The organism is Actinomadura sp. NAK00032 (genome assembly GCF_013364275.1).
Lineage (GTDB): Bacteria > Actinomycetota > Actinomycetes > Streptosporangiales > Streptosporangiaceae > Spirillospora.
This window is the reverse complement of sequence record NZ_CP054932.1, coordinates 3990276-4002324: the sequence shown is the minus strand read 5'-3', so window position 1 is coordinate 4002324 and position 12049 is coordinate 3990276. Positions and strand designations below refer to the sequence as shown.

General features: G+C 66.8%; 10 protein-coding genes. 6 read left to right on the top strand and 4 right to left on the bottom strand.

Annotated features, from left to right (window positions below; genetic code table 11):
• Positions 1-49 precede the first annotated feature (49 nt).
• Entirely contained in the window at positions 50-3865 is a 3816-nt protein-coding gene (locus HUT06_RS18665) for an RICIN domain-containing protein (protein ID WP_176196910.1), read from the bottom strand.
• A 1163-nt stretch (positions 3866-5028) separates the two neighbouring features.
• On the bottom strand, positions 5029-5625 hold the full coding sequence (locus tag HUT06_RS18660) for a TetR/AcrR family transcriptional regulator (protein WP_176196909.1): 597 nt from the start codon (positions 5623-5625) through the stop codon (positions 5029-5031).
• Between the two features lie 104 nt (positions 5626-5729).
• Here HUT06_RS18660 and HUT06_RS18655 point away from each other — a divergent pair, with 104 nt between their 5' ends.
• The 5 genes from HUT06_RS18655 (at position 5730) to HUT06_RS45615 (ending at position 10301) form a co-directional block, all read left to right on the top strand.
• On the top strand, positions 5730-6641 hold the full coding sequence (locus tag HUT06_RS18655; protein ID WP_254715262.1) for a TIGR03564 family F420-dependent LLM class oxidoreductase: 912 nt from the start codon (positions 5730-5732) through the stop codon (positions 6639-6641).
• 308 nt (positions 6642-6949) lie between these two features.
• On the top strand, positions 6950-7081 hold the full coding sequence (locus HUT06_RS45245; protein WP_302931811.1) for a hypothetical protein: 132 nt from the start codon (positions 6950-6952) through the stop codon (positions 7079-7081).
• A gap of 175 nt (positions 7082-7256) precedes the next feature.
• On the top strand, positions 7257-8177 hold the full coding sequence (gene bla, locus HUT06_RS18650) for a class A beta-lactamase (RefSeq protein WP_254715261.1): 921 nt from the start codon (positions 7257-7259) through the stop codon (positions 8175-8177).
• Positions 8178-8233: 56 nt separating this feature from the next.
• Positions 8234-9562: an MFS transporter gene (locus HUT06_RS18645; protein ID WP_254715260.1), complete on the top strand. Its 1329-nt coding sequence runs from the start codon at positions 8234-8236 to the stop codon at positions 9560-9562.
• Position 9563: 1 nt separating this feature from the next.
• A complete protein-coding gene (locus HUT06_RS45615) occupies positions 9564-10301 on the top strand; it encodes an LLM class flavin-dependent oxidoreductase (RefSeq protein WP_176196907.1) in 738 nt (245 codons plus the stop codon).
• On the opposite strand, the gene HUT06_RS18635 is transcribed toward HUT06_RS45615, so the two are convergent.
• Positions 10298-10945, bottom strand: coding sequence for an NAD(P)-dependent oxidoreductase (locus HUT06_RS18635; RefSeq protein ID WP_176196906.1), 648 nt, complete (start codon positions 10943-10945; stop codon positions 10298-10300). The genes HUT06_RS45615 and HUT06_RS18635 overlap by 4 nt on opposite strands.
• Positions 10946-11033: 88 nt before the next feature.
• On the opposite strand from HUT06_RS18635, the gene HUT06_RS18630 reads away from it, so the two are divergent.
• The gene (locus HUT06_RS18630; protein WP_254715259.1) at positions 11034-11450 is read left to right on the top strand and encodes a helix-turn-helix domain-containing protein; all 417 of its coding nucleotides are present in this window, start codon (positions 11034-11036) and stop codon (positions 11448-11450) included.
• Between the two features lie 74 nt (positions 11451-11524).
• Here HUT06_RS18630 and HUT06_RS18625 read toward each other — a convergent pair whose 3' ends face one another.
• Positions 11525-11974: a hypothetical protein gene (locus HUT06_RS18625; protein ID WP_176196904.1), complete on the bottom strand. Its 450-nt coding sequence runs from the start codon at positions 11972-11974 to the stop codon at positions 11525-11527.
• Positions 11975-12049 lie beyond the last annotated feature (75 nt).

The window sequence follows — 12049 nt, the reverse complement described above, 5'->3', positions numbered from 1 at the left end:
TGCTGACCACACACGGGATGACTTCGGCGGTACTATCGCGGCGGCTTCGTCACTGGTATTCCAACTTCCAGATCTGATGCGCGGGAATCGGCTCCACGGGATTGGCTTGGAGCACCCGTGCGTCCTCTGGTGCTCCTTCGTCACGCGCATCAGCGACAAGGCCACTGTGCTTGGCGATCAGCCGGTAACCGAGGTTGCCGTCGTCGGCGACGCCAACCACCTTCCACAGTTGGTGCTCCGCGCCCGGTTCGCAGGTGCCCTGCTGGACTGCGGCGTCAGGCTGGGTTTGCGCATCAGCCACTTCCAGACATCGGACCGATCCCGGGTCACCGTTCATCGTATTGACGTTGGTGAGCATGTAGTAGCCGTCCCCGTAGTCAGAAAACTTCCATTTCTGCCAAGGACCACCATTGCATTCCCAGGGCATAACGAAGATTGCATCAGCACTGGAAGCGCCTGCGACGTCCATACATTTCGACTGGTCTGTTTGCTCATTTGTGACGAGCAGTCGATGGGTGATTCCATCGAGGTGGTGACGCTTCAGCGCAGTGATGTTCCACAACTGCTCTTCGACTATCGGATCCGTACAGGACCACTGCGAAACATTAGCCCCAGGCGCTGGTGAGGCGCTGTCGACCGCCAGGCACTTGTCACTTCGCCGAGATTTAAGCCAGTACCCGCCGGCCTTCTTCTCCGGCTTCCATTGCTGGCCCGTACTGCCGTTGCACTCGTACTGCCAGACGTTGCGCCCATCCGCGGTGCCCGAACCGTCCGTGCCGTCCACATCTAGACACTTGCCGCTGTTGGGACTGGTCAGCGTGTAGTAGCCGTCCCCGACATCGGTGAACTGCCAGTCTTGCGCCGGGTGCGCATTGCAGTTCCACTGCTGCACGTTCGTGCCGTTCTCCATTCCGGCGCCTGCGACGTCCAAGCAATGGCCGGAGTTCACGTTCACCAGACGCAGCGTCTTCCCAGCAAATTCGTGGTCCTGAACCGATTCGGCGTAGATCACCTTCAGGACCGACTCGTCGGGGTGCGCCAGCGGCCACAACTGGGAATCGTCGATCCAACCGTTCCAGAACGCGCTCTTGCTGGAACCATTCGCCGTCGCACCGACCAGCAGGGCGCCCGCACCCGGCGCTGGCGTCCACGTTGAGGAAGCCGTCTTCATCTCTGGCGGCATCACTCGTTTGGTCGAGCAAATCCAGGGTGCGTCGGGATCACACACCTTGCTCTCACCCTCGGCCTGAGTGCGCAGCCAGATCTCCTGCTTGACAGGATCGTAACCACCCATCAAGGAAACCCAGTGAGCACTCCACGGCTGCCCGTCCCCTGCCTCGGGCATGTCGCGAGTGACAGCAGTCAGGACGGTGCCGTCGGCGGCGCGATGCCGGAACGTCCATTTGCCGCTGAGCCATCCGAGTTCAAAGGTCGTCCCATCTGCAGCAGCCTGACTGACCGCGGTCTGATCGCCCTGGACGGAGGCGAGCTTCAGCCACGTGGAGAACATGAACCGCTGGCTGGTGTCCACCAGCGTGACCGCATTCCCTTCCGGATCAGTCCATGGCTTGACCTCACCGAACTGCGTTGAGCCGTTGAGGCGGACCGCGCGGTCGGTCGCGGAACCGGCACCGAGATTGCCCGCCTCGCCGAAGACCGGGCTGCCGCTGAAGACCAGATCGGCGTTCGGGTTGACCGCTCCGCTCGGCCCGACGGCATGTGCAGTGTCACCGCTGGGCTCATCCATCGACCAGGCCGCGTCCCGCGGCGGCTGCATTACGCCGAACTCGTACTTCTTCGTCGGGCTGTAGTTTCCGGCCCGGTCGTAGGCCGTCACTTCAACCCATTGCGGCCCGAACCGCTTCGGCATCCACGAAATGTTCGCCGATTCGCCCGCAGCAACCGTTTTCGTCCCCGCGGTCCCGTCGGTGAATTTGTAGTCGAACTTCACTACATCGCCGGAACCGCCGGGCGCGAAGGTGAAGTTGCCGGGGACATACTTGCGTGCGGCCGCGTCATAGCCCGATGTCACACCGGCCGGGTATTCGGGCGATGACACTTCGGGGGCATTTGGTCTGCGAGCGTCCACCGTGTACTCGCACCATGCCGACCAAGGCCCGTACAAGTTCGTGTCATCCATCCCGCGCACGCGCCACATCCAGCTCGTGCCGCCGTCAGCGGTCGCCGGGAAGTCATCACCCTTGACGGTGGTCAGCGACGTGTGCAGGTAGCCGTCGGCGCCCGCGTGCTGGAACGCACCGCCTGAAGGCACGTACCGCTTCCAACTCTCTGCGGGCTTCCCTAGGGGCGCCAACTCGTACTCGGCCGCCAGCAGTTGTCCCTGGGCGCCACCCTCGTTGTCACCGTCATAGTCAGTGATCATCGCGTTGGCGGTCCGGTCTCTGGAGACGCCCATCCACGGGCGGCCGCTACCGCGCACGCACGCATACTTGGCCGTCCCACCGTTCCTCATGTGAACGTCCTTGGCCGGCATCGGGTACCGGGAAAACTTCACAACCATCCTCGGATCGACATCCATCACCTTCCAGGTGTGGGTGTCGTTGTAATCCGCGTCCGGAAACAGCCCGAGCGTGAAAATATCCCACTTGTGGTCAGTTGCCCACTGGAGAAGACGAGGCAGGTTACCCCCGCTGAACTTCACGTCATTGGACGTTCCCGCGTCACCGCAGTCCGGGCGTCCCACTTTCACTGCTGCGGCTTGAAGAAAGCTGCTACTCCAGCCCGATCCCTCGGGGATGAAGGCCCCCGGACGCTCGTCCCACGTCATACCTGAACTGATGTGCGTGGTGTTGTACAGCCGCACATCGCGAGAGACACAGGACCATGCATGGAGGGTGTCGAAGGTGATGTCAACCGAGTTGACTTTCACCTGGACGTTTCCGGACCACTGGTGGAGCGCCGATGCGTCCATCCGGATGTAGGACCGCTTGTCGGTGCCGTCCTCGATCTCGCGGCCAGTCGGCAAGCGGTCCGGCTTCCAGTAGGCCGAGTTCGGCCACGTTCGGTCGACATACGCCCAGCCCGCCTCCTGGCTGCCGTATCCATCACCGTTGTCTTCACGGCCCGCGTTCCACGTCTGCCAAGACGGGTCGAGAACGATAGGGAACTTGGTCTCTGGGCCGGTCAGCAGTCCAGGATCAGGGGTCAAGGTGAGAACACCACCCCCAACCTCAACCGACATCGGAGCCGCACTGGCCTTAGGGGCCGGCCCGGCCGCAATCTCCTCCGTGCTCGTGGGCGCTGCGGGGGCCTCGGCCGGAGCTGTCTGCCCCTCCCACATCAGCGGTTCCGGCGCGTTGAATAGTTCGTTGCCGGCTTCGTCCGCAGCCGCCAGGCGACTACCAGAAAGCTCCTTCAATTGCAGTCCAGAAGCCCGCACACCGAACTCGATCTTCGCCAACGCGGGATCAGCCGCCGCCTCCGGCGTCTTCACCACCACGTAGTGGGACCACCCGGTCGGCGTCGACCGCACCACCAGGTCCACGCCAGCACCGCCACCGTCAACGAACGTGGCGCTCGGGCCATCCAGCTGAGGAACTGGGAGTACGGCCCCTGGCCAAGTCAGTGTCAGGCTCTTGCCGTCCTTGGACATCGTGGCCAGCACATCATCGCCGCCGGCGCCGAAGGTCACACCGTTGACCGACATCCGTGACGCGTACTTGCCGTCAGCCGTGCGCTCCAGCGTCAGGTCAGCCTCATGGAACACACCATCTCGCTTCACCCGGACTGGGACCGGCGCCGTCTCCAGCGAGAACTGACCGTCCGGCAGCGCGGTCAACTTCTTGGTTTCCGACGTCCGACCCGCGACTTCGACCGGACTTCCCGTCTGCTTGGCCTTCGCCACCGCAGCATCCAGGGTCGTCGACTCGGACGGACTCGTCTCAGCCGCATTCACCGAGGTCAAGGGCGTTGACAGCAAGGATGCGACAAGCGCCAAAGCCATCAATCCGGCGAGCCATCGGGGGCGTCGACACATTCTGTCAACAACTGATGACCGAAAGGACGAATCCCGAGCAGCACGGACATGCACGACGACCTCGCAGGATAAAGCCCGAGTAAAGCCCGCTAAACATAAGCTGAAGATCAGCAGACTTGGAAGGAGATCAACTGAGGCAAGTTTGTGACCTATGTCACACTCGTGCCTGTCAACCAATTGTTCGTTTCAAGCGTCGAGCGGCCAATGCTGTCAGCCGTTGACAGTCGGAAGGGCTACCGCTGATAAGACGACCGCATCAGCGCGTTGCCAGGCACAGTTCACTGCTAACCTGACGACCCGTTGTTCCGTGACCTCATAAGGTGAAAACATGACCGATCGGACCGATCGCCGAACTGCCGGCTACCGAATGCTCCGCGACTGGATCACGGCCTTCGCCGCTGCCTTCCTAGCCGCGTTGGCGGCTCGTATCTTGTTGGGCGGAGAGACGGGATCGGTCGGCAACGTAATGGTTTTCTCAGTACTGCTCGCTACTGTCCTGGTCGGTGTCCGTATCTTCCAGCACCGATATAGGCGCTGAAGACCGACCGCACGCTGCACTTGCCGAGAACTTCGTCCGCACAGGTCAACGACGGATTATCAGAAGCGGCAGTTGGGGCGGCGAGAACGAGGCGCTTCGATAGGTCCTCTGCCAGCAGCACATACAGACGTCATCGCGATCGACTTGCCCTCTGATACCAGTACGCGATGAGTTTCCGAACAATCCTACGGTCCAACAGGCCAACCATGATTCGGGCCTTGTTGTGATTTTGGCCAGGGAAGTCTTCCGACTGCGACTCTGGCTTGTTCTTGCCCTCGTAAAGGGTGATGACAGCCGAAGCCGCGGCTCATAACTTAGCAACGATGGCCTACAGAGCCCGCGAGGTGATCTTGTGGGCGGCCGGATTTGCACCAGAGGCTTATCAGCGACCCGATCTTCGACGGTTTGATCGCGAGGGATTTATGGCCCCCTTCGGTGTTACGTATGGCGATCATGCAGGTCGTGGGAGGCATCGCTTTTTGCCGGTGGCCGCTCATGCGGGCGGGAAGTATGGAGGGCCGGTGTGGATCAGGGCGAGGAGGCGGTCGAGGAGGCGAGGGTCTGCGGAGCTTTGCTCGCTGGCCCAGGCGATGGCGTTGGCGAGCTTGAGGAGATCGGCGATGTCGAGCTCCGCGGGTGCGTTGCCCTCGTGCTGGGCGCGGGTGAGCAGCATGGCCCCGGTGGTCAGGATCGCTTCGTGGTAGCCGGCCAGGGCGGTGCCGGTCTCCTGGCTGGGTTGGGCGATCATCTGGGTTGCGACCAGGCCCCGCATGGCGGTCGCGTGGCGAGCCACCGCGTGCAGCCAGGTGCGCAGGGCCTCGTCAGGGGAGGCGCTCTGCAGTAGGTCGCGGCCTTGGGCGCAGAGGGCGTCGACGTCGTCGCCGATGAGGGCGACCAGCAGGGCCTGCAGGTTGGGGAAGTGGCGGTAGAGGGTGCCGGGGCCGACTCCCGCGCGCTGGGCGATCTTGTTGAGTGAGGCGTCAGGGCCCTGTTCGGCGAACTCGGCCCTCGCGGCTCGGAGCACCCGCTCGCGGTTGTCGCGGGCGTCGGCGCGCCGTGGGCGTTGAGCGTCGGCATGGCTGCTGTGCATGAGGGCCGGTCCCGGGGTTGCTATCTGGAGAGGTTCTCCGTAGCGTATCCGAACCTGAGCGGAGAACCTCTCCGCCTGTGAGGAGCGGCACGATGAGAATCGGGATGATGGTCGGCGGTCTGCAGGAAACGGTCACCGCCGAACACCTCATCCGGCAGGTGGGCAGTGCTGCCGAGCACGGGTTGAGCGGTGTGTGGGCGGCGCAGGCCTTCGGCTGGGACGCCCTGACCGCCCTGACCCTGGCCGGCACCGCAGCGCCCGGGATCGAGTTGGGGACGGCGGTGGTGCCCGCCCCGCAACGCCACCCCCTTGTCCTGGCCGGTCAAGCCCTGAGCGTCCAGGCGGCGACCGGCAACCGGCTCACGCTGGGCCTCGGGGCGGGCATCTCGATGATGGTCACCGGCATGTACGGTCTTCCGGCCGATCGTCCTGCCGCGAGGATGCGTGAGTACCTATCGGTCCTGCGCCCCCTCCTGCGCGGAGAGGCGGTCTCTCACCAGAGCGAGACGCTCACGGCCGTGGGTCAGGTGAGCGTTCCGGGGACGACGCCGCCGATCTTGCTGGCCGCCCTGGCCCCCGCCATGCTGCGCTTGGCCGGCGAGCTCGCCGACGGCACCGTGACCTGGATGACCGGCCCCCGAACCCTTGCCGACCACATCGTTCCCTCGATCACCAGGGCCGCACAGGCCGCAGGACGCCCCGCTCCACGGGTGGTCGCCGGGCTGCTGGTCAGCGTGACCGCCGACGCGGCCGGCGTCCGTGACCGGGTCGCCGAACAGTTCGGCCTGGCCGGGCACGTCCCCGAATATCGGGCGGTGCTGGACCGCGAGCAGGCCGCCGGTCCGCAGAATGTCGTCATCGCCGGGGACGAGGCCCAGGTCGAACGCCAGCTCCGGCGCCTTCGGGACGCGGGCGTGACCGACGTCCTCGTCGCCCCCTTCGGCAGCCAGGACGAACAAGACCACACCATCGAAGTGGTCGCCGCCCTGGCCGCCGCCGACCACCACAACGGGTAACCCCTCCACATCCACGCCCGCAGGCCGTCCGACGCATGAACTCCTCAACTGGAGGTGCACCCGTCGTCGACGTAGAGGAGGCGGATGGGCCTGGGCGCGGGCGGCCAGGCGGGAACCTCGGCGTCGGCGCAGGGGCGATGCGTCTGGGAGATCGGCACCCGCCGCCAGTCCCCGGGCCCGCCTCGCAGCGGATCTCCGGTGGGGCACGGCGGCGTAGTTGCCGACGTCGGCCACCAGCCGATCGAGGACCCGTCTGGCCGTGTGCCGGTGCTTGGAATCAGGCTTTTCCAGGTGCGGGTGGAGTGTTAGTGGGCGAGGTCGACCTGGGTTCTGTGGTGGTCGCCTTTCTCGATCAGGTCGATGAAACCGAGCCGGAGGCCGTTGCCGGGGCCATCCCCTCGTCCACTCCCCCGTCGGCGCCCGGCAGAACGGGCGGTTGACTGTGCGGGGGGCATAAGGGCAGGCCACGGCTGCGCCGCCGACGCCATCAGCGTTTGAGACGACTCTCGATATGCATATCGATATGGTCGAGTGTCCGATATTCATATTGGACATGAGTGGAAACTCTCTGATCTTCTCTTCGCCATGACACGGATACGACTAGGGGTCGCGGCATTGACCGCTTCTGCGTTGGTGGGCGGCCTCGTCTATGGGACGGGTGCCGTCGCCGGCGAGAAGAACGCCTCCGGCGTTGCCGTCCGGACGGGGAGTAACGTGCCCGCCGGCGGCGACCTGGACCGGACGCTGCGGGAACTCGAAGAGTCCTATGACGGACGCATCGGCGCGGTGGGCGTCGACTTGGGGTCCGGTAGGACGGTCGGCTATCGGGCCGGGGAGCGCTTCCCGTTCAACTCCATGTTCAAGGTGTTCGCGTGCGCGGCAGTGCTGAGCAAGGCTCGCACCCGCGATCCGGGGCTGATGGACAGGGTGGTTCGGTGGAAGCCCGCCGACATGGCCGAGCTGACCGGGAACTCCCCGGAGACCACCGAGTACACCGATACCGGCATGACGCCCGCGCAACTGTGCCGCGCCGGAATCACCAAGTCCGACGGTTTCGCGGGCAACACCCTGCTGAAGCAGATCGGCGGACCGCGCGGGCTCACCGGGTTCTTCCGCGCCACCGGTGACCGGACGAGCCGCCTGGACCGGCCGGAGCCCTGGCTGACCGAGTGGAAGCCCGGTGAAGTGCGCGACACCACCACCCCCGCGGCGGCCGCGCGGACCTTCACCAAGCTCACCACTGGCAAGACCCTCCACGTCCGCGACCGGGCGAGGCTGGTCGGCTGGCTGAAGGCCAGCCTCACCGGCAGCACGCGGATCCGGGCGGGCCTGCCCAAGGACTGGACGGTCGGCGACAAGACCGGCACCGGCAACTACGGCACCGCCAACGACATGGCCATCGTCTGGACACCCGGCTCGAAGGCGCCGATGATCCTGTCGGTGTTCACCAACCGCAACACCGACAACACCGCGCACGATGACAAGGTGATCGCCTCCACCGCGACCGCGCTGGCCAAGGCCCTCGGCAGACTGTGACCGCCCGCCGCGCCGGGGCGGTGGAGCCGCCCCGGCGCCGACGCACCGAATCGGGCTTGCCCGCACCCTTCGGCTGGGCGCCGCTGGTCGTCCTGTTCATCGTGGGTCTGGTGGACCGGATCGAGAACAAGCTGCTGTCCGGTGTGCTCCCGGCCGTCCAGCAGGAGTGGGGGTTCAGCGACACCGCGGCGGGCTCGATCCCGGCGGCCGCCGCCCTGGCAGCGGCAGTGGTGTGCCTGCCCGCCGGGTTCCTGGCGGACCGGCTCAGCCGCACCCGGATCATCGCGGTGGTCGTCTTCGGCTGGGCGATCGCCACGCTGGGCTCCGGGCTGGCCACCGGGTTCGTCATGTTCTACCTGATGCGCGTGCTGCTGGCGGCGGCCGAGAACATCGACAATCCCGCCACGGGCAGCCTCCTCGCCGACTACTACCCGCCGGTCAGCCGCGCCAAGGCGTACGGGCTCACGCGCGCCACCTCGCACCTCGGAGGTGTCGGGACGCTGCTCGGCGGGGTGCTGGCGGAGGCGTTCTCCTGGCGTGTGGCGTTCCTCGTCATGGCAGTGCCGGGCGCGCTCACGGCGCTGCTCGTCTGGCAGCTGCGCGAGCCGCGACGCGGCGAACTCGACCGGCTGGCGGCGTCCGTCGACAAGTCTCAGTCCTCGCTCGCGTCCGCTTCCTCAGCCTCCGCCATCTCATCGTCCACTCCCACCGGTCTTGCAGTGCCCATGACCGAGCCGTCGTTCTGGCGGCAGCTCCGCCAGGTCCTTGCCGTCCCCACCCTGGTCCTGGTGTGCGCCGGGGAGTCCTTGCTCCTCCTCGGCCTGGCCGGGATCTTCTACTGGCTGCCCACGTTCATGGTGCGCGACCTCGGCGTCGGCACGGGCACGGCAGGCTCCCTGAGCGGACTGATCCCGGTCGCGGGGACGCTGGCCGGCACCCTCGTCGGCTCGTGGCTGGGCGGCAGGTGGCACGGCACCCGCAAGGGCGGACGCCTGCTGGCCGGGGGCGGCGGCATCACAGCGGGGTCCTTGGTCCTGGCCGCAGCGCTGTCGATGGAGTCGGTCGGCTCGCTGACCGTGCTCGTCTCGCTCTCCTGCTCGCTGATGGCCATCGGGCTCCCGAACATGACCGCGTCCCTCGCGGACGTGGTCCCGGCCGACTCGCGCGGGCTCGGCTTCGCCGTCCAGCAACTGCTGATCACCGTCGGCGGAGCCTTCGGACCCCTGGTCGTCGGGATCGCCTCCGACCGGCTCGGGTCGCTCCTCGCCGGCATGTACATCTTGGTGATCCCCACGGTGGCCGGCGGTCTCCTCACACTCAGAGCGAGGACGTCGTACGAACGGGACGCACGCAAGGCCATGACAACGGCCTCACGCGGCAGGTGACATGGTGCGATGGCCGAGTGCAGACGGCGGTGGTCGTACCGGCCGAATCGGCTGGGACGCCCTGACCGCCCTGACCCTGGCCGGCACCGCAGCGCCCGGGATCGAGTTGGGGACGGCGGTGGTGCCCGCCCCGCAACGCCACCCCCTTGTCCTGGCCGGTCAAGCCCTGAGCGTCCAGGCGGCGACCGGCAACCGGCTCACGCTGGGCCTCGGGGCGGGCATCTCGATGATGGTCACCGGCATGTACGGTCTTCCGGCCGATCGTCCTGCCGCTAGGATGCGTGAGTACCTCTCGGTCCTGCGCCCCCCCTCCTGCGCGGAGAGGCGGTCTCTCAGCGTCCCGGGGACGACGCCGCCGCCGATCTTGCTGGCCGCCCTGGCCCCCGCGATGCTGCCCGGCGAGCTCGCCGACGGCACCGTGGCCTGGATGACCGGCCCCCGAACCCTGGCCGGGCACGTCCCCGAATATCGGGCGGTGCTGGACCGCGAGCAGGTCACCGGTCCGGAGCCGGCGGGCACGCCCGCGGCGGCGGAGAAGGCCGGGCCGGCGGCGTCGGCGCCGGGACGATGCGTCTGGGGAGATCGGCACCCGCCGCCAGTCCCCGGCCCGCCTCGCAGCGGATCTTCGGAGGCCGCGCGGCAACGTAGTTGCAGACATCGGCCAACAGCCGATCGAAGACCCGTCTGGCCGTGTGCCGCCGCTTGGAATCAGGCTTTCCAGATGCTGGTGGAGTGTTAGTGGGCGAGGTTGACCTGGGTTCTGTGGTGGTCGCCTTTCTCGATCAGGTCGATGAAACCGAGGGCATAGTCGGCGGCGGAGATCGCGCCGCCGTCGTCGGGCTGGACCGCGACGTCGTCGCCGAGTCGGTAGCGGCCGAGTCGTTCGGCGGGCATGTAGGCGCCAAACCTGAGCGCCGGGCTCACGAAGACCCAGTCGAGGGTCGCGGGCGCGGCCGGGAGGTCCTCGATGATGAGCGCCGCACCCGCGCGGATCTCGTCGTGGAGTTCCGCGGGGATGTGGCTGAGGTCGGTGACGAAGCGATCCGCTCCGGGCGCGGGACGCAGCGACGAGTAGCCCCCGACGACGAACAGGCGCGCGCCTGCGGCATCGGCCAGACGCGCGACGGCGCGGTACACGTCGCGGAAGGTGCCGGTCAGCGGGCCGCGCGGGGCGAGTGCGGCCACTACGACCTCCGAGCCCTCGATGGCTGCCGCGAGCGTCGCTTCGTCGGAGGCATCGCCTTGGACATAGGTCACATTGGGGGTCGGTTCTTCGGGGGCCGAGCGGCTCAACGCGGTGACCTGATGGCCGCGGGCAGCGGCCTCCGCGACGATGGCCGAGCCGGCATAGCCGGTACCTCCGATGACGGTAATACGAGACATGAGGTGCCCTTCTCCGGGACGGGTGGCGCCGAACGACGCGCAGTGGTTACCGTACGAGCCCAACTCTCCATCGGGAAGAAGGCACTTTGTGGTAACCACCCCGGACGAGCCGGTGCTCCGCGGCAGCCCCTACCGCGCGGACTGCCCGACCCGCCGCATCCTCGATCGCATCGGCGACCGCTGGACCGTGCTCATCGTGGGCGCCCTCTGGGACGGCACCGCCCGCTTCTCAGAACTGCGCCGACGCATCGAGGGCATCTCCCAGAAGATGCTCACCCAGACCCTCCGCGGGCTCGAACGGGACGGGCTCGTGCTCCGCACCGTCCACCCCGAAGTGCCGGTCCGCGTCGAGTACTCCCTCACCGAGGCGGGCCGCACCCTGCGCGAGCCACTGCGCGCGCTGGAGGAATGGGCGATCGCGTACCTTGACGACTGGTCGGCGGCGCAGGAAGCGTACGACCGCGCGAATCGGCCTTCTTCCGACTCCCGGGATCGCGACAAGTAACGCCCCGATATCGGAGCTGCTTACCGCTGACAGGCGTAGCTCCGTCGTGTCGTCGTGGCGAGACGGTGGCTACTTCAGGTGGTTGGGCGCCATCGGAACCAGTAGTTCACGGACTCGACCTCGTCAGGGTCTCTGGCGACGAAACGTATTTCGCGCTTCATCCGGCGCGCGTCGTCAGGTGCTTGGCGGTGCGGTGCGAGTAGGGCGTCCAACTCGTTGTAGCGGGCGTTGCCTCCCTGGCCGGGGTGGGTCTCGGGCCCTACCTCCCCTGCCCGGTAGCGCTCGCTCCACGTGACGAAAATCGCGGACTGCTCGCGCTCCCGCTCCAGCGCTTCACTGCTCGCGGGCCAGACCTCGTACTCGTCGTCTTCGTGGTAGCGCTCGTAGTGGTGGCCCTTGAAGTAGTGGGGCCGGCCGTCGATGTCGGCGAGGCCGACGCGCGGGCCGTCGTACCAGTCCAGCTCGACGTGCGCGCGCTCGAATCCGTCCGCGATCAGCTGCGCTTCGTCCCAGATCTCAGCCACACTCGTACGCTACCGACAAGTTAGCCACATTCCTGATCACACTTTCGGCTGGAGTGGCGTATGCGGCGGGATGAC

Coding starts and splice junctions, on each gene's coding strand:
- HUT06_RS18660 (WP_176196909.1), bottom strand. CDS start 5,625: ATGCACAGCAGCCATGCCGACGCTCAACGCCCACGGCGCGCCGACGCC.
- HUT06_RS18655 (WP_254715262.1), top strand. CDS start 5,730: ATGATGGTCGGCGGTCTGCAGGAAACGGTCACCGCCGAACACCTCATC.
- HUT06_RS45615 (WP_176196907.1), top strand. CDS start 9,564: ATGGTGCGATGGCCGAGTGCAGACGGCGGTGGTCGTACCGGCCGAATC.
- HUT06_RS18635 (WP_176196906.1), bottom strand. CDS start 10,945: ATGTCTCGTATTACCGTCATCGGAGGTACCGGCTATGCCGGCTCGGCC.